20 protein-coding genes are annotated in these 24,165 nt (G+C 73.9%); 7 read left to right on the plus strand and 13 right to left on the minus strand.

The window, feature by feature from the left end; all coding sequences use genetic code 11:
* Nucleotides 1-309 precede the first annotated feature (309 nt).
* Nucleotides 310-1,053, plus strand: a complete 744-nt coding sequence (locus C3492_RS33580; protein ID WP_258056051.1) for an RICIN domain-containing protein — start codon at nt 310-312, stop codon at nt 1,051-1,053.
* Nucleotides 1,054-1,092: 39 nt separating this feature from the next.
* On the opposite strand, the gene C3492_RS33585 is transcribed toward C3492_RS33580, so the two are convergent.
* From C3492_RS33585 to C3492_RS33605, 5 genes are all read right to left on the minus strand, one after another.
* Nucleotides 1,093-1,581, minus strand: coding sequence for a universal stress protein (locus C3492_RS33585; protein WP_103816423.1), 489 nt, complete (start codon nt 1,579-1,581; stop codon nt 1,093-1,095).
* A gap of 27 nt (nt 1,582-1,608) precedes the next feature.
* The gene (locus tag C3492_RS33590; protein WP_103816424.1) at nt 1,609-2,862 is read right to left on the minus strand and encodes an SLC13 family permease; all 1,254 of its coding nucleotides are present in this window, start codon (nt 2,860-2,862) and stop codon (nt 1,609-1,611) included.
* Between the two features lie 63 nt (nt 2,863-2,925).
* Complete coding sequence (locus tag C3492_RS33595; RefSeq protein WP_181140686.1) at nt 2,926-4,167, minus strand: hypothetical protein; 1,242 nt, start codon at nt 4,165-4,167, stop codon at nt 2,926-2,928.
* A gap of 246 nt (nt 4,168-4,413) precedes the next feature.
* The gene (locus C3492_RS33600; RefSeq protein WP_103816425.1) at nt 4,414-5,121 is read right to left on the minus strand and encodes a DUF4232 domain-containing protein; all 708 of its coding nucleotides are present in this window, start codon (nt 5,119-5,121) and stop codon (nt 4,414-4,416) included.
* A gap of 162 nt (nt 5,122-5,283) precedes the next feature.
* The gene (locus C3492_RS33605; protein WP_103816426.1) at nt 5,284-6,675 is read right to left on the minus strand and encodes a serine/threonine-protein kinase; all 1,392 of its coding nucleotides are present in this window, start codon (nt 6,673-6,675) and stop codon (nt 5,284-5,286) included.
* A gap of 47 nt (nt 6,676-6,722) precedes the next feature.
* On the opposite strand from C3492_RS33605, the gene C3492_RS33610 reads away from it, so the two are divergent.
* Complete coding sequence (locus tag C3492_RS33610; RefSeq protein ID WP_103816468.1) at nt 6,723-7,271, plus strand: RNA polymerase sigma factor; 549 nt, start codon at nt 6,723-6,725, stop codon at nt 7,269-7,271.
* Nucleotides 7,272-7,286: 15 nt separating this feature from the next.
* Here C3492_RS33610 and C3492_RS33615 read toward each other — a convergent pair whose 3' ends face one another.
* Nucleotides 7,287-9,668: a SpoIIE family protein phosphatase gene (locus C3492_RS33615; RefSeq protein ID WP_103816427.1), complete on the minus strand. Its 2,382-nt coding sequence runs from the start codon at nt 9,666-9,668 to the stop codon at nt 7,287-7,289.
* A 276-nt stretch (nt 9,669-9,944) separates the two neighbouring features.
* Here C3492_RS33615 and C3492_RS33620 point away from each other — a divergent pair, with 276 nt between their 5' ends.
* The 4 genes from C3492_RS33620 to C3492_RS33640 all read left to right on the plus strand — a co-directional run bounded on the left by C3492_RS33620 (nt 9,945) and on the right by C3492_RS33640 (nt 15,738).
* The gene (locus tag C3492_RS33620) at nt 9,945-13,037 is read left to right on the plus strand and encodes a glycoside hydrolase family 2 TIM barrel-domain containing protein (RefSeq protein WP_103816428.1); all 3,093 of its coding nucleotides are present in this window, start codon (nt 9,945-9,947) and stop codon (nt 13,035-13,037) included.
* A 201-nt stretch (nt 13,038-13,238) separates the two neighbouring features.
* Entirely contained in the window at nt 13,239-13,478 is a 240-nt protein-coding gene (locus tag C3492_RS33630) for a hypothetical protein (protein ID WP_030344647.1), read from the plus strand.
* Between the two features lie 3 nt (nt 13,479-13,481).
* Nucleotides 13,482-13,859: a toxin Doc gene (locus C3492_RS33635; protein WP_041666033.1), complete on the plus strand. Its 378-nt coding sequence runs from the start codon at nt 13,482-13,484 to the stop codon at nt 13,857-13,859.
* 334 nt (nt 13,860-14,193) lie between these two features.
* Entirely contained in the window at nt 14,194-15,738 is a 1,545-nt protein-coding gene (locus tag C3492_RS33640; protein ID WP_103816429.1) for an RICIN domain-containing protein, read from the plus strand.
* A 72-nt stretch (nt 15,739-15,810) separates the two neighbouring features.
* Here C3492_RS33640 and C3492_RS33645 read toward each other — a convergent pair whose 3' ends face one another.
* Nucleotides 15,811-16,989 (minus strand): lactate 2-monooxygenase, encoded by a 1,179-nt coding sequence (locus tag C3492_RS33645; RefSeq protein WP_103816430.1) that lies wholly within the window; start codon nt 16,987-16,989, stop codon nt 15,811-15,813.
* An 82-nt stretch (nt 16,990-17,071) separates the two neighbouring features.
* Entirely contained in the window at nt 17,072-18,673 is a 1,602-nt protein-coding gene (locus C3492_RS33650; RefSeq protein ID WP_103816431.1) for a cytosine permease, read from the minus strand.
* Nucleotides 18,674-19,126: 453 nt separating this feature from the next.
* Here C3492_RS33650 and C3492_RS33655 point away from each other — a divergent pair, with 453 nt between their 5' ends.
* On the plus strand, nt 19,127-19,561 hold the full coding sequence (locus C3492_RS33655; RefSeq protein ID WP_103816432.1) for a protease inhibitor: 435 nt from the start codon (nt 19,127-19,129) through the stop codon (nt 19,559-19,561).
* Between the two features lie 208 nt (nt 19,562-19,769).
* Here C3492_RS33655 and C3492_RS47010 read toward each other — a convergent pair whose 3' ends face one another.
* From C3492_RS47010 to C3492_RS33675, 5 genes are all read right to left on the minus strand, one after another.
* The gene (locus C3492_RS47010) at nt 19,770-20,078 is read right to left on the minus strand and encodes a CDGSH iron-sulfur domain-containing protein (protein ID WP_374938403.1); all 309 of its coding nucleotides are present in this window, start codon (nt 20,076-20,078) and stop codon (nt 19,770-19,772) included.
* Nucleotide 20,079: 1 nt separating this feature from the next.
* Complete coding sequence (locus C3492_RS33665; RefSeq protein ID WP_103816433.1) at nt 20,080-20,709, minus strand: HemK2/MTQ2 family protein methyltransferase; 630 nt, start codon at nt 20,707-20,709, stop codon at nt 20,080-20,082.
* A gap of 45 nt (nt 20,710-20,754) precedes the next feature.
* Nucleotides 20,755-21,816: an iron-containing redox enzyme family protein gene (locus C3492_RS33670; RefSeq protein WP_103816434.1), complete on the minus strand. Its 1,062-nt coding sequence runs from the start codon at nt 21,814-21,816 to the stop codon at nt 20,755-20,757.
* A 303-nt stretch (nt 21,817-22,119) separates the two neighbouring features.
* The gene (locus C3492_RS44890) at nt 22,120-22,296 is read right to left on the minus strand and encodes a hypothetical protein (protein WP_181140687.1); all 177 of its coding nucleotides are present in this window, start codon (nt 22,294-22,296) and stop codon (nt 22,120-22,122) included.
* Between the two features lie 136 nt (nt 22,297-22,432).
* Nucleotides 22,433-23,938, minus strand: a complete 1,506-nt coding sequence (locus C3492_RS33675) for an MFS transporter (protein ID WP_103816435.1) — start codon at nt 23,936-23,938, stop codon at nt 22,433-22,435.
* Nucleotides 23,939-24,165 lie beyond the last annotated feature (227 nt).

Consider the following 24,165-nt stretch of genomic DNA (forward strand, 5'->3'; position numbering starts at 1 on the left):
GTCGGCTCCGGAGGGGTCGATGGTGCCGGGTCCGCCGGGTCGGGTGGGTCGGCTGGTGATGGATGGGCCGGTCGGGGCGCGTCGCTCGCCCGTCGCCGAAGGGGTGCGTCCTCGGTCGGCTCCGGAGGGGTCGATGGTGCCGGGTCCGCCGGGTCGGGTGGGTCGGCTGGTGATGGATGGGCCGGTCGGGGCGCGTCGCTCGCCCGTCGCCGAAGGGGTGCGTCCTCGGTCGGTCCCGAAGGGGGCGGTGGTGCCGGGTCCGGTGGGACCACCGGACGTGATGGGGCGCCTTCCCGTCGCCGGGCGGGAGTGGTTGCCGCCGTCGCGCCGGGCGGCGGCGGTGTCGAACCCGCCGTCGCCTCCAGCCGTTCCGCCCTGCGTGCCGCCCGCCGGGCCCGGCGCCGGAATCTCGCGCTGGCTGTTCTCACCGTCAGCGGTCTGGTCGTCCTGCCCCTGGCGCTGTGGTCGGCGTTCGGCTCCGACGGCGGCCCGGCGCCCGGCGCCGCCGGGACGCCCTCCCGTACGCCGGGCGGGGACGCGGCCTCCCCGGGCCCCTCCTGGGCCGGTCGGAACGCCCCGGACCAGGACACCCTGCGGGGCAGGCTGCGCAACCTCGCCTCCGGTCTGTGCGTCGGAGTCGTCGGCGACAAGGCCGTCCGGGGCGCCGAGACGGAACTCACCGACTGCTCCGCCGCCCCGACCCAGCAGTGGACGTACGAGACCGACGGTCTGCTGCGCAGCGCCGCCGCCCCCGATCTGTGCCTGGACTCCCACCTCGGCTACTCCGTGCGCCTCGCACCCTGCACGGCCACCGGCAAGGCCGCCCGCGACCTCCACTACGACTTCACCCTCCAGGGCACCCTGGTGCCGCGCTCCGACCAGGAGCTGGCCCTCACCCCGGCCGCCACCGACGGCTCCGGCGCCCTCGTGCTGAAGACCCGCGCCGCGGGCACCGCCCAGCGCTGGGCCATCGACACCGCACACCCGGACCTGCGGATGGAGAACGTCGACTGGGACGGTGCCAACAGCCCCGTGCAGGCCGCACGACCGTGACGGGGGGGGCGGCCCCGCACCCCGGCGCTGCCCGAGCCGTCACGGGTGGTGGTGCGGCGGCGGTGGCGGGATCGTGTCCAGACGCGGGGCCGGTTCCGGCCAGACCAGCAGGACCGGGCAGGGTGCGTGGTCGACGGCGAAGCGGACGGCCGGGCCCAGGCTCTTCGGACCCAGCCGGGACCGGTCCCCGTCCCGCGCCAGCACCAGCAGCCCGGCACCCTCGGCGGCGGCCACGACCTCCCGTTCGACCCGGCCCGAGCGTTCCTCGCGCACACAGGGCCGGCCCAGCCGTTCGGCCGCCGCGTCGAGCAGGGCGGTCGCCGAGGTGCCGCCGAGCGCTTCGAGGCGGTCACCCGGGTCCTGGCCCCGCCGCCCGAGCAGCCCGGCGAAGGCCCCGTGCGCCACCGCCGGCACCTCCGGTCCGCTCACATGGAGCAGCACCACCTCGGCGTCACCGGGTGCGTGGGCGCGCACCGCGTCCACGCAGGCGGGCCAGGTGCCTTCCACGAGCCAGGCGATCACGCGCATTCCTCGGCCTCCTCCGATCACTACCCGTCACATGATGCGCAGCGACCCCCACAGTGCCACCACCGCGACGGCGAGGGAGGAGGGCACGGCCAGCAGCCCGATCCGGGTGAACTCCCGGAGGTCCACGTCGTGCTCGTGCTGGTGGACGATCCGCCGCCACAGCAGCGTCGCCAGCGACCCGGCGTAGGTGAGGTTGGGGCCGATGTTCACGCCGAGCAGCACGGCCAGGACGGCCCCCGGCCCGGCGGGTGCCGCCAGCGGCAGCAGGACCAGGACCGCGGGCAGGTTGTTGATCAGGTTGGCCAGCAGGGCGGCCAGCGCGGCGATCCCGAGCAGCGCGACCAGCCCGGTGCCGCCCGGCATCACCCGTCCGAGCACGTCCGCGAGCCCGTTGTCGACCACCGCCCGCACCACGATGCCCAGCGCCAGCACGAACGCGAGGAAGGCCGGGGCCGCCGCCCGTACGACGGTCAGCGGGCTCGCCTTCCGGCGGACCAGCGCCCGCCCGGCCAGCACCAGCGCTCCCGCCGCGGCCACCCAGGCGGGCTCCACGCCGAACGCCGACGCCACCACGAACCCGGCCAGCGTGCACCCCACGGTCCCCAGCGCGAACAGCGGCAGCTCGGGCGTCCCACCGGTGTCCCGGTCCGCCGGGGCCGCCGCCGCCAGGTCCCGCGCGAAGAACCGCCGGAACACCACGTATTCGACGCCGATCGCGGCCAGCCACGGCAGCGCCATCAGCGCCGCGAACCGGATGAAGCTCAGCCCGCTCGCCGCGAACGCGAGCAGGTTCGTCAGATTGGACACCGGCAGCAGCAGTGACGCCGTGTTCGACAGATGCGTACAGGCGTAGACGTGCGGCTTGGGCCGTACGCCCGTCCGTGCGGCCGTGGCGAACACCACCGGGGTGAGCAGCACGATCGTCGCGTCCAGGCTGAGGACGGCGGTGATGACCGACGCCAGCGCGAACACCGCCGTCAGCAGCCGCACCGGACGGCCCGCCGCCCACCGCGCCATCCACGCCCCGCACGCCTGGAACAGCCCCTCCACGTCACAGAAGTGGGCGAGCACCAGCACCGCCGCCAGGAACCCGACCACCGGACCGAGCCGCTCCGCCTCGGCCCGCGCGTGGCCCAGGGAGATCGCGCCGGTCGCGACGGCGATCCCGGCGGCGGGCACGGCCATGACCGCCTCCGGCCATCCGAAGGGCCGCACGACGGCCCAGGCCAGCACGGCGACCAGCAGAACGGCGGACAGGGCCTCGGCGAGCGGGGTGTTCAGAGCGGGTCCTTCCGGAGTGGAGCAGAGGGTGCCCGCCCATCAAAACAGACGATCCTGAACGGGTTACGACGCCCCGGCGCCCGCCGCGCCCAGGAACTCCGCCCAGCCGCCCGCCGGGGCCTGCCCGGGCACCAGCGTGCGCAGCTTGCGCAGCACCGCCGGGTCCTGCGCCTCCAGCCAGGCCACCAACTGCTTGAAGGACACGAACCGCACGTCGTCGTAGGCGGCCATCCTCCCGATCGCCTCCTCGACGGCGTCCATGTAGATCCCGCCGTTCCAGCGTTCGAAGTGGTTGCCGATGAAGAGGGGCGCGCGGTTGGACTCGTAGGCCCGCCGGAAGCCGGCCAGGTAGGTGTCGCGGGCCTGGACGCGCCAGGTGTCGTACTGCGCGCGGTCGCCGAGCGGGTTGCCGCCGGACTGGTTGAACATCATGTTGTAGTCCATCGAGAGGACCTGGAAGGAGTGGCCGGCGAACGGTATGGACTGCAGCGGGAAGTCCCACAGCCTGCCGCCCCGCACCTTGCCCGGCCAGACCTGGAGGCCGCCGGGGGAACTGGCGTCGTACTTCCAGCCGAGTGCGGCGGCGGTCGGCAGGAGATTGGCCTGGCCCTCCAGACAGGGGGTACGGCCGCCGGTCAGCTCCTTGCGGTAGTCGAAGGGCAGCGGGTCGAGGTCGGTGAAGCCGGTGTTGGTCTTCCACTTCGTCACGAAGTCCACCGCCTGGTCGATCTCGCTGCGCCACTCGGCCGCGGACCAGTTGCGCACGCCGGTCGCCCCGCAGAAGTGCCCGTTGAAGTGGGTGCCGATCTCGTGGCCCTCCAGCCAGGCCGCGCGCACCTGCTGGAGCGTGGCGTGGATGTGCCGGTCGGCGAGGTAGCCGATCGCGGAGGCGCCGACCGGGTGCTGGGGCGGCCGGTAGAGGTGCTTCTTGGACTCGGGCAGGGTGTAGATGCCGCTGAGGAAGAACGTCATCCCGGCGCCGTGGTCGGCGGCCACCTTGCGGAACCGGGAGAACAGCTTGTTGCTCAGCTCGCCGGCGCCGTCCCACGAGAACACCACGAACTGCGGGGGCCGCTGACCGGGACGCAGCCGGTCCGGCTCCGGCTGGTGCGGCTGGGGGCCGGTGTCGGCGGTGGATCCGTCGCCGATCGGCTTCACCGGCCGGGCCTGCGCGGTGCCCTTCCCGTCCGCCGGGTCCGGTCCGCCGGTCCTGAGGCCGGTGCCGGAGGAGCAGGCGGCCAGTGTTCCGAGGGCGCCCGCCGCCGCCCCCGCCGTCAGCACCCGCCTGCGTGAGATCCCGCTCATCTTTCCCCGATTCCCTGGTCACGGCCCCTGTTGGGGCCACTTCGCTGTGCGGTCGACCGGGTTCGATGACCGGAGGGCGGGAAAAGATCGCGACCCGGGGCGGCTGTTGCCGTCCTGTGACAGTTGTGGCGCCGGCATGACGATCGAGGCCGGCGCCGACGTGACGGACCCGCTGCCTCGGGCGCCGACATGACGGACCCCGCTGCCTCGGGGGTGACAGCGGGGTCCGCGCGGAGGGGCGTCGGGTCAGGAGGGCCCGGCGCCGGGGTTGAACACCGTCAGACGGACGGTCGAGGAGTTGCCGGAGACCGGCACGGGGCCGCCCTTCCAGACCACCTTGACCTGGTCCCGCTCGTCCGGCGGGGTCACCAGCAGCGCGGTCGGCGTGGCCGTCTTCGCCCCGCTGACCCCCGGGTTGGAGAAGGTCAGCCCCGCCCAGGCGCTCTGTCCGGGCCTGAGCGTGACGGTCACCGGGGTGCCCGGGGACCGCTTCGGGTCCGGACCGAGCTGGTCGCCGGAGGCGCCCACGAAGGCGGCGCCCGGATAACCGTGCAGGGTGCAGGTCCGGGCGGAGGTGTTGGTGAGGACCACGGGGAAGTTCTCCTGGCCGGCGCCCGGGTCGTTGCGGCCCACGGAGGCGCGCAGCTCGGAGGTGTGGCAGCGGGTGCTCGCCGCGGCCGGGGTGGTCGTGGCCGTGGCGCCGCCCGGGGACGCCGTCGTCCGGGGGGCGGTCGGCGTGCCGGTGCCGGTGGCGGAGGATGCCGTGGCGGGCGGCACCGGGCTCGTCGTGCCGTCCGTCGCGGGGGCCGCCGTACCGGAGACGGTGGCCGGGGCGTCGCCTTGCGCGCTCGTGCCGTTGCCGCAGGCGGTCAGCAGGCCCAGCACGGCGACCGTGCCCACGAGCAGGGCCCCGTGCCGCGCGGACCGGGGGGCGGACCGGGGGGTGTACACCATGTCGCTCAACACTCCTGGAGGTCACGGCACGCGACGGGACCGCGTGCCTACGGCGCCGGGTGCGCCGTCCTCTCCGTCCGATGCACGGACCGCCGGAAAAGTTCGGGGCGCGCCGGGTCCTGTCGTGTTCCTTTCCCCGCCCCGCCTCCCGGCAGCCGCCGTTCAGGCCACCCGCAGTGAACGCAGTATGCCGTCGGTCGCGTCGTCGTCACCCCGCTCGCGCACCTGCACGTACACCTGCGGCCGCGCCTCCCCGGCCGCCGGGACCAACGCGGACTCGGTGACCGAGCCGCCGTCCGGACAGCCGTTCCAGGCCCGGACCAGCCCGTGCCAGTCGGTGTCCGTGAAGCTGTGGGCGCCCGCGTAGCGGCAGCCGGGGTGCGCGAGCGCCTTCACCTTCGCGGTGACGTCGCCGCGCCCGCCGACCCCGACGAACACCCCGTCCACGGCGGCCTTGAGATCGGACCAGCGGGACAGGTCGTCCGCCACGACGAGACCCGGCTGGTGCCCCGCCGTCAGCCCGAGCGCGTGCGGGTCCCAGCCGGAGTCGCGCAGCTCGCGGCCCCAGCCCGCGGGCACCCGGAGGGTCACCCGCCCGGTGGCGTCCGCGACCCGCACCCCGCCGTCCGTGCCGCCGCCCCGGTGCAGGGCCACGGTCACCGTGACCGCGGCGGCGGTGGCGGCGAGGACCGCGGCCACGGCCAGCGTCACGGTGTTGAGCCGGCCGCGCACCCCGTCCAGGCGCCGCGCGGGCCGCACCGACGGACCCGCGGCCAACCGGTCCAGCTCGTGGGCGAACGCCGGGGCGGACGGCCAGCGCCGCGCCCGGTCCGGCTCCAGCGCGCGCAGCAGCGCCCGTTCCACGTCCGCGCCGAGTTCCGGCCGCAGCCGCCGGGGCGGTATCACCTTCCCCGGCGGGCCCGGCACGGTCCCGGTGAGCAGTTCGTAGCCGACCGCGCCCAGGCTGTAGACGTCCGCCCGCTCGTCGATGCCCTCGCCGGGCTCGGCCTGCTCCGGCGGCTGGTAGCCCGCCGAACCGGCCGCCAGGGTCAGCACCGACGCCTGCGCGAGGCTCTTGGCCAGCCCCAGGTCGGCCAGCAGCACCCGGCGGGTGCCGTCCGGGGCGGTGTGCAGCAGCACGTTGGTCGGCTTGATGTCGCGGTGGACGATGCCCGCCTCGTGCAGCGCGGCGGCGCCGCGCGCGGCCTCGGCGGTCAGCGTGAGCGCCTCACGGACCGGCAGCGGGCCGCCCGCCGGCAGATCGGCGAGGGTCCCGCCGGCGGCGTACTCCATCACGAAGTACGGCCTGCCGTCCGGGAGTTCCCCGATGTCGTAGACCTGCACCACCCGGCTGGACCCGGCCCGGCGCAGCAGCCGCGCCTCGGACAGGAAGCGCTCCCGGATGTCGAGCCGGTGCGACCAGTTCTCGGCGAGGACCTTCACCGCCACCGGGGCCTGGAGCTCGGGGTCGTGCGCGAGCCACACCGTGGCGAAGGCGCCGCTGCCCAGCGGCCGTTCGAGGCGGTGGCGGCCGATCCGCTCCAGGGGGTGCATACGACTATCATGCCTGGCCTGAGATCGACTTGGAGGGGGGCCCGTCCGTGCAGGACCAGGCGCTGACGGAAGACCTCGCCCGGCGCGCCGCCGCCGGCGACAGCGGGGCCCTGGACCGGTTGCTGACCGGGATCCGGCCCGAGGTCGTGCGCCGCTGCGCGCGCTTCCTGCCCTGCCGGGAGGACGCCGAGGAGGCCGCGCAGGACGTGCTGCTCCAGGTCGCCCGGCACATCACGGGCTTCCAGGGCCGCAGCCGCTTCGGCACCTGGCTGTACACCGTCGTCGCCAACTGCTGCCGGCAGAAGTACCGCGAGCTGAAGCGGCGGGCCGCCGAACAGCCCGCGGCCATCGAGCCCGCGCACGCCGTCGACCCGCGCACCACCAGCGTCATCGCCGGCTCCCGGGTGGATCTGCTGGAGGCCCTGGACCGGCTGGAGCGCGAGCATCCGCATCTGGTGGCGCCGCTGGTCTACCGGGACATCTGCCAGCTGGACTACGCCGAGGCCGCCGAGCGCGCGGGCATCCCGCTCGGCACCCTCAAGTCCCGTCTGCACGAGGCCCGCAAGCAGGTACGGCCCTGGCTGGCCGCCTCCTGAGACGCGGCCCCGGGGCTACTGGTCCTCCTCGTACAGCGGCAGCTCGGCCCAGATCGTCTTGCCCTCCGGGGTGTGCCGGCTGCCCCAGCGCTGGGTGAGCTGGGCGACCAGCAGCAGACCCCGGCCGCCCTCGTCGAAGGTCTTCGCCCGGCGCAGGTGCGGCGCGGTGTGGCTCGTGTCGGAGACCTCGCAGATCAGCGTGGTCTCGTCATGGATCAGCCGGAGCCGGATCGGCCGCGCCCCGTACCGGATGGCGTTGGTGACCAGTTCGCTGACCACCAGCTCCGCCGTGAACGTCGCCTCGCTCAGCGACCAGGCGTCCAACTGGTCCACGACCTGCTTGCGGATCGGCGCGACCAGCGCCGGGTCGGCGGGGATGTCCCAGGTCGCCACCTGCGAGGCAGGCAGGCCCCGGGTGCGGGCCAGCAGCAGCGCCACGTCGTCCGGCGCGGCCCCGCCCGGGAGCAGGGCGTGCAGGACGTAGTCGCACGCCTCGTCCAGGGAGGCCGCGTCCTGCCCCAGCGCCCGGAACAGCAGCTCGCGGCTGGCGTCCAGGTCCCGCTCCCGGCACTGCACCAGGCCGTCCGTGTACAGGGCGAGGACGGTCCCCTCGGGCAGGTCCACCTCGGTGGACTCGAACGGCAGCCCGCCGAGGCCCAGCGGGGGACCGGCGGGCAGGTCGAGCAGCTGCGGCCGGCCGCCCGGCCGCAGCAGCACGGGCGGCGGATGCCCGGCGCGGGCCAGCGAGCAGCGGCGGGACACCGGGTCGTACACGGCGTACAGGCAGGTGGCTCCGACCTCGCCCGGGCTGCCGTCGGCGCCGGCGTCCTCCGACAGCCGCAGCACCAGGTCGTCCAGGTGCGTGAGCAGCTCGTCCGGGGCCAGGTCGATGTCGGCGAGGGTGCGCACGGCGGTGCGGAGCCGGCCCATGGTGGCCGAGGCCTGGATACCGTGCCCGACGACGTCCCCGACGACCATCGCGACCCGCATCCCGGACAGCGGGATCACATCGAACCAGTCCCCGCCGACGCCGGCGCGCGCGGCCGGCAGATAGCGGGAGGAGGCGTCCAGGGCGGCCGTGCGCGGCAGCGAGCGGGGCAGCAGGCTGCGCTGGAGGGCGAGCGCCGTCTCGCGCTCGCGCGAGTAGCGGCGGGCGTTGTCGATGCAGACGGCTGCCCGCGCGGTGATCTCCTCGGCCAGCAGCACGTCGTCCGCGGTGAAGGGGTCCGGGCGCCGGTGCCGGATGAGCACCGCGACCCCGAGGGTGAGTCCGCGTGCCTGGATGGGCACCGACATCGAGGAGTGGATGCCGAACCGCCGCACCCGCTCGCCGCGCTCCGGATGCCAGGTCAGCCACTGGTCCATGTCACCGGCGGACAGGGCGGCGATGATCGTGCGGCCCGCGGTCAGCGAGTCGGCCTGCGGGGAGAGGGCCGGGTACTCCTCCGCCGTCCCGGGCGGGACCACCACCTCCGGCAGGTCCGGCAGCACCGACTGGTGGGCGGCCCGGCGCAGCCGTACCGGCGCGGTGATGCGGGCCGGGGGCTCACCGCCGTACTCCTGCGGGTCCAGCAGGTCGATGGTGACGAAGTCGGCGAGCGCGGGCACGCACACGTCGGCCAGCTCCTGCGCGGTGCGGGTGACGTCGAGCGTGGTCCCGATGCGCACGCTGGCCTCGTTGAGCAGTTGCAGCCGCTGCCGGGCGCGGTGGTTGTCGGTGATGTCGTGCGCGGCCAGGCACACGCCCCGGACCCGGCCGGCCGGGTCACGGACCGGGGCCATGCTGGCGAGCCAGGCGTGGGCCCGGTCCTCGCCGCCGGCGCGCATGAAGGTCTGCACGTCCAGGGGCCGGCCCGAGTTCAGCACCCGGAGCATGTTCTCCTCCAGCTCCTCGCTCTGCGGTCGGCCGCCGATCTCCGCGAGCCGCAGGCCCCGTACCCGCGCCTCGGGCAGCCCGACGACGCCGGCCATCGCCTCGTTCATCCGGCGCAGCCGCAGCCGGTCGTCGTACACGGCGACCGGGCACGGCGACTGGATCAGGCCCGCCTCGGTGAGCGGGTCGTCCCCGGCGGGCGGATCGGTGCCGATGAGCGGGGTGACGACGAGCCAGTCACCCGGGTGCTCGTCGTGCGCCGGGCGGTGGTGGGCGAGCAGCCACACGGGGACGGTACGGCCGTCCCGGTGGCGCAATCCGACCGTTCCCGCCCAGCGGGAGCCCGTGGGCGGCACCGGGGTGCCGGCGTCGGCCAGCAGCTCGGTGGCGGGGCGGCCCAGGACGGCGTCGGCCGGGTGGCCGAGCAGGCGGCGGGCGCCCTCGTTCCACTCCACCAGCGTTCCGTCGGTGCCGATGACAGCCCGGGCCGTCGCCGCATCGTCGAACGGATAGACCCGGCTCATCGTCGCCGCTCCCAAGCGCACACTCACAGTGAACAGGTGGCACCACTCGCGTACCAGCCTAGTGCTTCGCGCCCGCCCGTGAGCGCCGATCCGGGCCGCCCGGCCGACCCGTCGAACAGGTCGGGGGCACGGTCAAGGGGGAAATCCGGCCGATGTGCCGGCGGCGGCACTCATGCGGTTCCGGACCCTTGACGATCGTGTGTGGCAGGACGTCAGAATCTGTTTGTTCACGATCAGTTGTGAGTACTTCTGGGCCCTGATGAGGGAGAGCCGCTCATGTCGGTCACGCGCAGATCGGTTCTGGTCGCAGCCACGGCAGCGCCCGCGGCCGGGACGCTCCTGGACATTTCCGCGGCTCCGGCCGCCCTGGCCGCCGGCGTGCCCCCCGCCGGGGGACGCCATACCGTGCCCCTGCGGGACGGCTGGCGCTTCGCCCTGGCCGACCCGGGCGGCACCGACCCCACCGGTGCCTACGCACGGGCCGCCGACCCCGACTACGACGACTCGGCCTGGCGCGAGGTCGGCGTACCCCACGACTGGAGCATCGAGCAGACCCCCACGACCGACCACGGCACCACCAGCGGCACCGGTTTCTTCCCGGGCGGCCTCGGCTGGTACCGGCTCGCCCTCACCCTCCCGCGCGACTGTGCCGGCAAGCGGATCTCGGTCGAGTTCGACGGCGTCTACATGGACGCCCACGTCTACTGCAACGGCACCGAGGTGGGCCGCCACCCCTACGGCTACACCGGTTTCGCCTTCGACCTCACCGACCTCGTCCACACCGACGGCACCACCGTCGACGTGCTCGCGGTCAAGGTGCAGAACCAGCTGCCCAGCAGCCGCTGGTACTCCGGCAGCGGCATCTACCGCGAGGCCCGTCTGGTGATCACCGAGCCGGTGCACGTGGCCCGCTGGGGGACGTACGTCACCACGCCGGAGGTCTCCGCCGACCGGGCGCTGGTCCGGGTGCGGACCACCGTGCGGAACACCTCCGGCACCGGCGCGGACGTGGAGATACGCTCCCGGATCGTCGCTCCGGACGGCCGGACCGTCGCCCGTACGGCCACCACCGCCACCGTCTCGGAGGAGGCCACCGAGACCCACGAACTGACGGTCCCCAAGCCCCTCCTGTGGGATTTCGCGACCCCGCAGCACCGCTACACCCTGCACACCGAGCTGCGCGTCGGGGGCCGCACCACCGACACCCACCGCACGACCTTGGGCATCCGCACCTTCCGCTTCGACCCCGACGTGGGCTTCTCCCTCAACGGCGCGTACACGAAGATCAAGGGGGTCGACCTCCACCACGACCAGGGTGCGCTCGGCGCCGCGATCAGCATCGACGCCGTGCGCCGGCAGATGCGGATCATGAAGTCGATGGGCGTCAACGCCTTCCGCACCTCCCACAACCCGCCCTCGCCGCAGATGATCCAGGTCTGCGAGGAGCTGGGCATCGTGATGATGGTGGAGGCGTTCGACTGCTGGCGCACCGGCAAGACGAAGTACGACTACGGCCGGTTCTTCGACGAGTGGTGCGAACGCGACGCCACCGAGATGGTGCTGGCCGCCCGCAACTCGCCCGCCGTGGTGCTGTGGTCCATCGGCAACGAGATCCCCGACTCCACCTCCACCGCCGGGCTCGCCATGGCGGACCGGATCATCGCCGCCGTCAGGGCCGCCGACGACACCCGGCCGCTCGTCATCGGCTCCGACAAGTACCGGCGCGTACCCGCCAAGGGCTCGGCGGCCGACCTGATGCTCGCCAAGCTGGACGGCCTCGGCCTCAACTACAACACGGCCAAGTCGGTGGACGCCCTGCACGCGGCCTACCCGCACCTGTTCCTCTTCGAGTCGGAGTCCTCCTCGGAGACCTCGACCCGCGGCACCTACCAGGAGCCGGAGCACCTGAACACGGGGGAGAACCACACGCCCGGCAAGCGGGAGGTCTCCTCGTACGACAACAACCTCGCCTCCTGGACGATGAGCGGCGAGTACGGGCACAAGAAGGACCGGGACCGGAAGTGGTTCGCGGGCCAGTTCCTGTGGTCCGGCATCGACTACATCGGCGAACCGACGCCGTACGACGTCTTCCCGGTCAAGGCGTCCTTCTTCGGTGCCGTCGACACCGCCGGCTTCCCCAAGGACATGTACCACCTCTTCCGGAGCCAGTGGACCACCGAGCCGATGGTCCATCTGCTGCCCATGACCTGGAACCACGAGGAGGGCGACACCGTCGAGGTGTGGGCGTACGCCAACGTGCCCACCGTCGAGCTGTTCCTCGACGGAGAGTCCCTGGGAGTGCGGGAGTTCGACCTCAAGCGGACCACCGACGGCCGAAGCTACCTGGAGACCACCGAGGCCACCGGTGACGACAAGACCTTCACCGACGGCCCCTACCCGGGCAGTTACACCAGCCCCAACGGCAGCGCGGGCAAGCTGCACCTGACCTGGAAGGTCCCGTACCGGCCGGGCGAGCTGAAGGCGGTGGCCCGGCGCGGCGGCAAGGTCGTCGCCACCGACGTGCTGCGCACGGCCGGCGCCCCGCACGCCGTACGGCTCACCGCCGACCGCGACTCCCTCGCCGCAGACGGCCGTTCGCTGGCGTTCGTGACCGCAGAGATCGTCGACGCGCACGGCGTGGTCGTGCCCGACGCCGACCACCTCATCGCCTTCGACGTCACCGGCGGCTCCCTGGCCGGCGTCGACAACGGCCGTGAGGAGAGCGCCGAGCGCTACCAGGCGAGCACCCGCACCGCCTTCCACGGCAAGGCCCTCGCCATCGTCCGCTCCGGCACCAGGCCCGGCGCCCTGAAGGTCACCGCCCGCGTGGACGGCCTGCGCACGGGCACGGCCCACCTGCACACCACCCCGGCCCGCTCGGCCGCGACCACCGAACCCGCCGCCTTCCGGCCCGACCACCCGGCGCCGCCCGGCTACCCCTGCGCGGACGCCAGTTACTCAGGCCGCCCCGACACCCTGCCCGCCGCGATGCTGGACGGCGACCCGGCCACCGGCTGGTCCAACGCCTTCGTCAAGCCGGCCACCGCGCTGCTGCCGGCGTTCGGCGGGGCCCGGGCGAAGGACTGGGTGTCGGTCGACTTCGGGCGCACCCGGAGCTTCGACCGGGTGGCGGTCTCCTTCACCGTCGACGCCGGCCACACCCTGCCCGCGCGGGCCGAGGTGGCGGTGTGGGACGGCCACGCCTGGGTGCCGGTGACCGGGGCCACGGTGGAGTGGGCCACCGCCTCCGACAGCCCGACGGCCATCACGTTCGACGCGGTACGCGGCTCCCGGCTGCGCCTGACGCTCACCAGCGCGTACCCGGGACAGGCGAAGGGAGCGGTGCGGATCAGCCGACTGGACGTGTGACCGAGCCCGCACGGCCGGGGCGGTCAGGCGGCGTCGTGGAGGACCAGGCCCAGGGTGCGCCCCCGCCCCGACCGCACCGTGCTCACCCCGCGCCGCACCGCCCCGGCCCGGACATGGCTCTCGGTCCCGGCGGTACCGCATCAGGTATCAGTTGACCTGGGCATATTTACGGAGGAGTACCCGCGCGGTACCGTGAGGGGCATGCCAGCTCTCAACGTGGAGTTCAGCGAACGGGAACTAGAGGACCTGCGGCAGATCGCCAAGGAGCGCGGTACGTCGATGAAGGCCCTCGTGCGCGAGGCCGCCGCCGCCGACATCGCCCGGCACCGGGCCCTGCAGGAGGGCGCCGAGGCGTTCCGCCGCTTCTTCGCCGGCCATGCCGAGGAGTTCGCGGCGGCCTTCCCCGACGACGAGCGCCCCGCCAAGGGCGAGGCCGCCTGAGCGATGCCCTCCGTCATCCACATCGACGTCCCGTGGCTGCTCCAGCGGCACGAGGAGGTCCTGCCCGACCAGCCCGCCGTGGACGACTTCTCCGCCCTGGTCGCCGCCGTCGCCCGGCACCGGGTGGACCCGCCCCGGCTCGGCGTGGACTCCGACGCCGCCTGGCGCGCCGCCGCGCTGCTGCACACCCTCGCCGTGCTCAAGCCGCTGCCCGCGGCCAACGCCCGCTTCGCCTGCGCGACCGCCGTGGCCTACATGTTCGTCAGCGGAGTCGGCATCGACCCGCCCTACGGCGCCCTCGTCGACCTGGCCCGCGACCTGATCTCCGGCAAGACCGACGTGTACGGCGCCGCCGACCGGCTCCGCTCCTGGCAGATCTGAGGCGCCCGGACCCGCCCCGCCCCCGGCCGGCGGGGGAAGCCGCCGGGAGCCGCCGGCCGGGAACGGGCCTTTCCGAGGAGGACCGGCACCCAGTCCACCACCGGTCCGCCCGCCGCGGGAGCGTGCGCTTCCGGCGGACGCGTGCGCACGCTTCACACGGGGCGCACGAGAAATCCGGCCGATTTCGCGACAACCCCTGGCCGGCGCCCCGATTCTGACTTTCTTTCAAACCCGTCGATGTCCTCCGTGCGCCTTGTTGCCCATGTGGCACTTGTGCAAGGGTTCAAACGCGGTGAATTTCCCGCTCGCACACGCGCCAAAAGGAATCCGCTCCGTGCTCACCCCCCACCCCCCTCGTCCTCCCTATCCGCCGTCCGGCGCCGATCCCGGGGAATCCGACGAGTTCCTCGCCGGTCCGCTGCGGGCCGGCTCCGACGCGGAGGCCTCCCGGTCGGTCGCCCTCCTGATGGCCAGGCACTGGCAGCCGGCCCAGGAGTACGCGGTGATCTGCCTGGCCGCCTCCGGACCCCTCGCCCACATGGTCACCGCGACCGCCTTCCACCAGGTCCTCGGCCGGCTGGCGCTCGGCGAACCCGCCGACGCGCTGCGGCCCCGCCTGCTGGTGGCCGTCCGCGACACGGTCCTGAACTGGTCCGGCACCGACCGGATCACCGCCGTACTGCCCGGACTCGGCAAACCCGCCGGGGGCCGCGGGATGCGCGCCGCGCAACCGCTCGTCCCGGAGAACCGCGCCCTCTCCGACCGTTCCTTCCACGGTCTCTCCCGCCTGGAACGGGCCCTGTTGTGGCACGCCGAGGTCGAGGCCGAACCGCTGGACGTGCCCGCCGGACTGCTCGGTGTGGACATCCCGAACGCGTCCGCCGCGCTCGAACAGGCCAGGGAGAAGTTCCGCGAGGGCCTGGTACGCGCCCACCGGGAACTCGCGCCCGGCAAGGAGTGCCGTTACTACAACCGCCTGCTCGACGTCCCGATCCGCCGGGGCGGCGCACTGCTGCCCGACGTCCAGGAGCATCTGGCCGGCTGCGCCTACTGCCGGCACGCGGCCGAGCAACTCGGCCACACCGACGCGGCTCTGGGCGTGCTGCTCGCCGAGGCCGTGCTCGGCTGGGGCGCCCGCCGCTACCTCGACTCGCGCCCCGGCCGCCGTCCCCGCCCCGCCCGCGGCGGCTCCCGGCGGTCCGGCGGGCGCCGGCGCGGCGGCGGCCGGCGCGGCGCCGAGGAGGGCGGAAGGGGGCTGCCGGCCCGGTTCCTCGCGGGGGTGTCCGCGCACCGCGCACCCGGCACCGGCTGGTCGTCCCGGACGCTGCTGACCGGGGTCGGCGTGGCCTCGGCCGGGCTGCTCGCCACCGTCCTCGCGGTCAGCGCGTGGCCGGACGGCGACGACGGCACCACCCCCGTCGCCACCAGCGCGGTGCCCGGCGCGTCGGCTCCGACGGGCACCCCGGGCCTGCCCGCCGCCGGCCGGCCCGGTCCGCTGCGCAACGCCGCCGGCCGGTGTCTGGACGTCAGGGGCACGCCGGAGGCGGGGGCGAGTGCCGTGCTCGCCGAGTGCTCCGGCGCGTCCACGCAGCGGTGGACGTACGAGACCGACGGGCTGCTGCGCAGTGCCGCCGGCGCCGGTCTGTGCCTGGACTCGCACGCCGACGCCGGCGTGGTGCTCCTCGGCCGGTGCGCCGGCGCCGGATCGGACCGTGGCGACGACGTGCGCTACGACCTCACTCCGGAGGGCGAGTTGCTGCCGCGGTGGGACCGGACCCTCGCGCTCGCCGCCGGCGGCGACCAGGCCGGGGCCGACCTCGTCGTCAAGGTCCGGGACGGGGCCGTCGGCCAGCGGTGGGTCTCCGGCGGCTCGTCGTAGGCCGCGGCAGGTCGCCGCGCCGGCTGCCGGTCCGTCGCGGCCGGGCCGCACGCCGGCACCGCCCCGCATCCCTCAGGAGGCCGCGCGGCCGTCGGCCTCCAGGTCCGACCGCGTCACCGTACCCGGGCGTGCGTGGCCCGACAGGGCCAGGGTCAGGTCGAACTCCGCCAGGAGGCAGCGGATGACGTGCTCCACGCCCGCCTGGCCGTCCAGGCCCAGGCCGTAGACGTACGGGCGCCCGAGCAGGACCGCCCGTGCGCCCAGGGCCAGGGCCTTGAAGACGTCGTCGCCGGTGCGCACCCCGCTGTCGAACAGCACCGTCAGCCGGTCGCCCACCGCGTCCGCGACCCGGGGCAGCGCGTCGGCCGCCGCGACGGAACCGGCCACCTGCCGGCCGCCGTGGTTGGAGACCACCACGCCGTCCATCCCGGCGTCCGCGGCGAACCGGGCGTCGTCCGGGTGCAGGACGCCCTTGAGGACGATCGGCCCGTCCCAGTGCTCGCGCAGCAGGGCCAGGTCCGGCCAGGTATGGCTCGCGTCCCCGAACAGGCCGAGGAAGTGCAGCACCGCCGCGTTCGGGTCCTCGTGCACCGGCTTGGCGAGGCCCGCCTGGAACGCCGGGTCGGTGAAGTAGTTGGCGGTGCCCACGCCGTGCACGAACGGCAGGTAGGCCTGGTCCAGATCGCGGGGCCGCCACGCCAGCAGCGGGGTGTCCAGCGTGACGACCAGCACCGAGAAGCCGGCCGCGCGGGCCCGGGCGAGGAAGCTCCGGGTCACCTCCCGGTCCTTGCCCCAGTACAGCTGGAACCACCGCTCGGCGTCCCCCATCGCCTCCGCGACCTGCTCCATCGGCGTGCTGGACGCCGACGACAGGACGTACGGGACGCCCTGCGCGGCGGCGGCCCGGGCGGCGGCGGTCTCGGCGTCCGGGTGCATGATCGACAGCACTCCGACGGGAGCGAGGGCGAGCGGTGCCGGCAGGGTCCGCCCGAGCACCTCGGTGGTGAGGTCGCGCTCGTGCACGTCCCGCAGCACGCGCGGCACGATCCGGCGCCGGGCCAGGGCCGCCCGGTTGGCGCGGGCCGTGCCGCCGTCGCCCGCGCTGCCCGCCACATAGCCCACCGGCCCCGGGCCGAGCCGGTGTTCGGCCAGCTCCTCCAGCCGGGTCAGGTCGGTGGGGAGCCGGGGCACGGCCCCCGTCGTCCCGTTCAGGTAGATCTCGTACTGGAAGTCCGCCCAGTGCTGTGCCATCCGTCAACTCCCGCGCGTCGTCGGCCACGTGCGCCCCCGACGATACCGACCGGTACGTCGGACGGCGCGTCACCGGACGACGTCAGCCGGCCCCGCCCGCCGGCACGGGCGCGGGGGCGTCGGCGGCGGTTCCCGGGCCGGTGACCGGTGGCACCGGGACCTCGACCGTACGGACCAGCCGGGCGCCCTCGGGGCCGTACGCGGCACGGGGTTCGGGGAACAGCCACAGCAGGGCCAGGAAGAGCACCGCGGCCGTCGCCAGCGACAGCGGCAGGCTGATGTCGACGCCGTGCGCCAGATCGCCCAGCGGACCCACGAACTGGCCCGGGATGTTCGTGAACAGCACACCGATGAGCGCCGACACCCACCACGCGGTCATGCCGCGCCAGTTCCAGCCGTGCGCGAACCAGTAACGGCCGCCGCGCTGACGGCGGTTGAAGACCTGGAGCGCGTCCGGGTCGTACCAGCCGCGGCGGGTCCAGAAGCCCAGCATCATCACGACCATCCAGGGGGTGGTGCAGGTGATGATCATGGTGGCGAAGGTGGAGATCGACTGGACCAGGTCCAGGCCGAACCGGCCGACGAAGATGAACGCGATCGACAACACGCCGACCAGCAGCGTCGCCTGGACCCGCGACAGCCTCGGGAACACCGAGGAGAAGTCGAGGCCGGTGCCGTACAGCGAGGTCGTGCCCGTGGACATGCCACCGATCAGGGCCAGCAGGCACACCGGCAGGAAGAACCAACTCGGCGAGATCGCCAGCAGCCCGCCCACGAAGTCCGGCGCGGCCGGGTCGACGTACTTCGGCGCCTCCGTCGCCACGATGCTGGCCGTCGCCAGCCCGAACACGAACGGCAGCAGCGTCGCGACCTGGGACAGGAACGCGGCCCCGACCACCCGGCGGCGCGGGGTGGCGGCCGGGATGTAGCGCGACCAGTCGCCGAGGAACGCGCCGAACGACACCGGGTTGGACAGCACGATCAGCGCCGCGCCGATGAAGGACGGCCAGAACATCGACCGTGTCGCCGCGTCCGCCGAGGCGGTGAACACCCCGGCGTACGACGGGTCGAAGTCACCGGCGAACGCGACCGCGCCGAGCAGGAACAGCACGCTCGCCGAGGTTACCGCGATCTTGTTGACGAACAGCATGAACCGGAAGCCGTAGACGCACACCGCGAGCACGAGAGCGGCGAAGAGGGCGTACGCGACGACGTACGACAGGTTGTTCCGCTCCAGACCGAACAGCCGGTGGGCGCCGCCGACCAGGGCGTCGCCCGAGCTCCACACCGACAGCGAGAAGAACGCGACGGCGGTCAGCAGGGACAGGAACGAGCCGACCACCCGGCCGTGCACACCGAGGTGCGCCGAGGACGACACGGCGTTGTTGGTGCCGTTGACCGGGCCGAACACGGCCATCGGGCACAGGATCAGCGCGCCCGCGAGGACACCGAGCACGGTGGCCGCGAGGCCCTGCCAGAAGGAGAGCCCGAACAGGATCGGGAAGGCGCCGAGGACACAGGCGGAGAAGGTGTTGGCGCCGCCGAAGGCGAGCCGGAACAGGTCCAGCGGGGTCGCGGTGCGGTCGGCGTCGGGGATGCGTTCCACACCGTGGGCCTCGACCTCGGTCAGGGCCGGTCCGGACGGGGAGGCGGACGCGGGGGGTGGCGCGGGCTGTGCGGACACGGGCGCTCCAGCGGGGACGGCAGCGGGGTGCGCTGACGGTACGGCGGGCGGAACGGGGTGATCCAGAGGACGGTTCATCCAACTTTCGCGCCGCCGATGGATGAATCGCCCATCGGTCGGGCGATGGAGGCACCGGCGCCTGGTGATCACTTCATGAACACGAGGAGTCATGAAGGGGCGCGACGCGGTCAGAGGCGGAATGTTTCAGGACGATTAACGAAGAGCTGTTTTTCGGCCATCCGGCCGCTTCCGCGAGGGGGGAACCGCTCAGTTCCGGGGCCACGGCGTTCGAATTCCGTGACTTCACGCCACTGATTCAACACGAAAGGTTACTGAAACCCATGGGTTCGATGTGAGTTTCGCCGAGGGAGTCGGCAGAGTGGCGCACGCCGCTCCGGCGCCCGACCGGGCCGGAGCCGGCGACCCGACTGTTCGAGCGGAAGGATGCACACAATGCGGAACACCGCGCGCTGGGCAGCGGCCCTCGGCCTCACGGCCGCCGCCGTTTGCGGACCCCTGACCGGGGCCGCCGTCGCTGCACCGGGCGCCGCCCCGTCGTCGCTCTACGCCCCCTCGGCGCTGGTGCTCACCACCGGCCACGGCAACGACGCGGCCACGGCCACTCCGGAGCGCGCCGTCACCCTCACCTGCGCCCCCACTGCGTCCGGCACCCATCCGGCCGCCGCCGAGGCCTGCGCGGAACTGCGCCGCGTCGACGGCGAACCGGCCGCCCTGAAGCCCGCCGGCGACGTGATGTGCACCAAGGTTTACGACCCCGTCGTCGTCACCGTCCAGGGTGTCTGGCAGGGCAAGCGCGTCTCCTACGAGCGCAGCTTCGGCAACGCGTGCATGCGGGATGCCGTCGGCGGCAGCGTGTTCGCCTTCTAGGACCGGGATCGCACGGGTCCCCGTGGACGCCGGATCAGGCCCGCAACTGGGGAGTGCGGCCCCCTGGAGCGGGGAACCTGCGATCTCGCGCCGGGGCAGGCGGGCGGAGTGGGGCCGCCCGCAGGCCCCGGGCACACAGCCGCTCCCCGGGCCGGTCCGTGGGGGACCGCCCGGGGAGCGGCGAAAAACAATCTGTTTCAACCAGTGTTCAGGCCTTGCGCCGGTGACTCGTGTCGCACCAGGGGTAGCGGCGACTGCGCCGGCAGGTACACAGAGCGACGCGGAAGCGGTCCGAGGAGACCGTGGTCCCGTCCTCCAGTTCGATCTCCACAGGCCCTTCCACGAGGAGGGGCCCGCGCCGCTGCACGGTGATCCGCCGCGCCCGGTCGGCCGAAGCCCTGGCCTCCGGGCCGGCAGGGTTCTTGGAGCCGGCGGGGCCGTTGGAGTCGGCGGGGCCGTTGGAGACCGCAGGGCTTTTGGTGTCAGCGGGGCCGTGGGAGCCGGCAGGGCTCTTGATGTCAGCAGGGTCGTTCGGCACGGATGACCACCAGCTCTTCCCTGTCCTCGGCCGGCGCGAGCAGCCCGCTCCGGCGCAGCCAGTCCTCCCGGGAGCGCAGCACCGGGCCGAAGGCGATCCAGCGGCGCCGGACCACCGAGGCCTTCAGGCCCGCAGCCCGCAGCAGCTCCAGGGTGCGGTCGGGACCGCTCAGCGCCGAGTGCACGATCAGCAGCACCCCGCCGGGGCGCAGCAGCGCCGGCGCGTCCCGGCAGATCCGGTCCAGCAGCAGCCGCCCGTCGCGCCCGGCGTCCCAGGCCCGGGCCCGGCCGTGCGGCCCCCGCCCCGCGTCGGGCGCCGGTACGTAGGGCGGGTTCGCCAGGATGAGGTCGTACGTCCGGCCCCGCACCGGTGCGAAGAGGTTGCCGCGCCGGATGCGCACCGGCAGCCGCCTCAGCCACGAGTTCAGCCGGGCCGTCCACACCGCCCGCCGGGACACGTCCACCGCGGTCACCTCGGCGCCCCGGCGGGCCGCCTCCAGGGCCAGCGCCCCGCTGCCGGTACCGACGTCCAGCACCCGGGCGCCGGGCGGCGGAGCCTCCTCGCGGAGGGCCTCGGCCAGCAGCTCCGTATCGTCCTGCGGGGCGTACACACCCGGTAGCAGCAAAGCGATCACGTCGCGCGGGTACCCCGGGAATCAGGATGTATGGGAAACCTCCTGTTCCCGGTGTGCCCCCACGGGGGATTCCGGGGCTGTGCGCACGGGGGAGTCCAGGGGTGTCCGCAGGGACGACCGTCCCGCCCGCCAGTCCGCCAGCAGCCGGCGCGCCAGCCGGTCCTCCAGGTACTCGGTCGCGTCGATCCCGAAGGCGATGTCCGGCGCCAGCTCCGGTTCCTCGGCGAGCAGTCCGCCGATCACCTCGTGCCGGACGACCTGCTCGTGCACCGCGTCCGCCTCCACGTGCTCGTCGTAGAAGAACTCCGCGGCCGGGCCGGCGCCGGTGCGGCGCATCGCCTCGGCCAGCCGGCGGGAGCCGGGCGAGGAGGTGATCTCCACCTCGGCGAAGTGGCCGACCAGCGCGCCGCGCAGATCGCGGTGCAGGCCGAACAGGGACATCAGGTTGACGACGGCCAGCATCTCGGCCGGGGCCGCGTCCAGGTGACGGCCGTACGTGGTGTCCAGGCCGAGGTCCGTCATCAGGTCGGCGAACAGGCGCGCGTGCACCCGCTCGGCCCGGCCGCCGCCGAACTCGTCGTACTCCACCGCGGCCATCGCCGCTTTCGCCCGGCCCCACAGCCGCGGCAGCACCCAGGCGTGCGGGTCGGCCTCCTTCAGGTGGTACAGCGAGCGCAGCGCCGCGTACTCCCGCAGCTGCCACAGCTCGCCCTCGGCACACAGGAAGTGGGTGACCCCCGTGCCCTCGGCCGGCTCGACCAGGAGGGCGGCGAGCGCGTCGTCCAGGCTGTCGTGGACGGGGGTGTCGGCGCGCAGCGCGGCGCCGAAGCGGTGTTCCAGCGCGGCCCGGACGCGCAACAGTTCCGGGTCCCACTCGCTCTCCGGCGGGACACCGGCGAAGCCGCGGTAGTGCAGTTCGTAGCAGAGGTACAGGGCGAGCTGGAGGTCGTCGCCGTACGGATCGGCGGCCCCGGCGTCCGCGGGGTCGGGAAGCGGGCCCGTGCCGCGCAGGTACGCGGTGACCGCGGCGGAGAGCGGGCCTCGGGGCGGGGGCAGCAGGGGTCCTCGCACGTCGTGGTTCATGGGGTCCGGGTACCCGCCCCGCGGGAAAGCAGCAGTGATCAGCCGCACCCCGCGCGGAAGCACCCGTGGTCAGCCGCACCCGGAAGAGGTCACCGGACACCTCCGGCACCGAGGCGCCGGCCGCGGGCGTCGCCGAGCGGCTCGGGGAGCGGGGCGTGGCCGCGGAGGTCCTGTCCGCCGTCGGCCTGCCCATCGGCCTGGACCGGTCGCACCGCACCGGCCGGGCCACGGCCGCGCTCCGCCGACGCCAGGGCCGGCCCGGGCGTCGGCGGAGCACCCCGTGGATGCGCCGCCCGGCCGGCCTCAGTCGCCCTTCGCCTGCTCCTGCGCGCCGGGGCTCGGGGTGATGGTGTCCCCGGCCTCACCCGAGGCGGACCGGTCCTCGTCGCGCTTCTCGGCCTCCTCGACCTCCCGGAGCACCTCCTCCAGGGCCGTCTCCGGCTGGTGCTCGTGGTCGTCGTGGCCGTTCCCGCCAGGCATGGCGTCTCCTTCCGTCGGCGAGGTGATCTGCCCTGCGAGTTACCCGAGGGAGGCGTCCCAAGCGTGCCCCGGACAGGGCGAGGGGCCGCCGTCTCCCTGCTGACGGCGGCCCCTCGGGCCTCGATGGCGACGGCTGTCACATGTGGACGACGGGTGCGGCGCCCGCGTCCTGCCGCGGCACCCCGCGCCGGTAGCAGAGGAAGGCGATGACCGTGCCGGCGCCGAAGAGGACCGCCGACCACCAGAAGGCGGTGGTGTAGCTCTCGATCGTGGCCTGCGCCTGCACCAGCTTGCTGCCGGCGTCCCGGCCGGCCAGGTAGTCGGTGGCCGCGCTCGCCGCGAGGGTGTTCAGCAGGGCCGTGCCGATCGAGCCGCCCACCTGCTGCATGGCGTTGACGGTCGCGGAGGCCACGCCCGCGTCCTCGGCCGCGACCCCGCCGGTGGCGAGTTGCATGGCCGTCGGCATGACGAGGCCGAGGCCCACGCCGATGACGATCAGCTGGGGGAGCACCGCGCCGAGGTAGTGGGAGCCGAGGCCGATGCCGGTCAGCCAGGCCATGCCGGCCGTGGCGACCGCGAAGCCCAGCGGGATGACCACCTTGGGGCCGATCCGCGGCAGCAGGACGGTGGTGCCCACCTGCGCGGTCACCATCAGCGCGCCGACCATCGGCAGGAACGCCACACCGGTCTTCGTGGGGCTGAAGCCGAGGTTGAGCTGGAGGTAGTAGGTCAGGAAGAGGAACACGCCGAACATGCCGCCGGCGGCGATCAGCACCGCGAGGAACGAGGCCGCGCGGTCGCGGTCGAGCAGGATGCGCAGGGGCAGCAGCGGGTGCGCGGTCCGGGTCTGCCACCAGGCGAAGGCCGCCAGCAGCACCCCGCCCGCGATCAGGAAGCCCCAGGTCAGCGGCGAGTCCCAGTCGTGGGTCTCGGCGTTGGAGAAGCCGTAGACCAGGGAGAACAGACCGGCGGCCACCAGGATCGTGCCCGGGACGTCGAGCTTGGCGTCGGCCGCGTCGCGGTGGTTGCTCAGCAGCAGCCAGCCGCCCGCGAAGGCGACGACCGCGATGGCCACGTTCACGTAGAGCGTCCAGCGCCAGTCCAGCGCGTCGGTCAGCACACCGCCGAGCAGCAGACCGAACGCACCGCCGGCGCCGGCGATCGCGCCGTACACGCTGAACGCGCGGGCCCGCTCCCGGGCGTCGGTGAACGTGGTGTTGAGCAGTGAGAGCGCGGCGGGTGCGAGCAGCGCGCCGAAGACACCCTGCAGGGCGCGGGCGACGACCAGCATGGTGAAGCCGTTCGCCGCGCCGCCGAGCGCGGAGACCGCGGCGAAGCCGACGACGCCGACGAGGAAGGCGGTCTTGCGGCCGAACATGTCGGCGATCCGTCCGCCGAGCAGCAGCAGGGAGGCGAAGGCCAGCGCGTAGGCGGTGACGATCCACTGGCGGTTGCCGTCGGAGAAGCCGAGGTCGGTCTGGGCGGACGGCAGGGCGATGTTCACGATCGTGGCGTCGAGGACGACCATCAGCTGGGCGATCGCGATGACCGCCAGGATCCACCACCGCTTGGGCGAGGGCTCGGCGAGCGCCGGCGCCGCGGCTCCCGCGCGGGAGCTCTCGGCCAGGGTCTTCTCGGGCATGCGGAACCACTCCAGGGAAGTCGTTCGGGTACGGGACGGCAGACGGGTACGAGAAGATGAACAGCTCCTAAACGAAACTGTTTCGTACATCTAGAGCCTAAGTCACCGCGAGCGAAACGGCAACGTTTCTCTATTGCGGCCCTCTTCGCCGTGCGCGGTGTTTCAGTGTGTGGCGCCCTGGATACACCGCGAAGGTTCGGCCCCGGAGTTCGCGAGCCCGTGCAACG

Origin of the sequence: Streptomyces sp. Ru62, assembly GCF_002920615.1 — a bacterium.
Classification (GTDB): domain Bacteria; phylum Actinomycetota; class Actinomycetes; order Streptomycetales; family Streptomycetaceae; genus Streptomyces.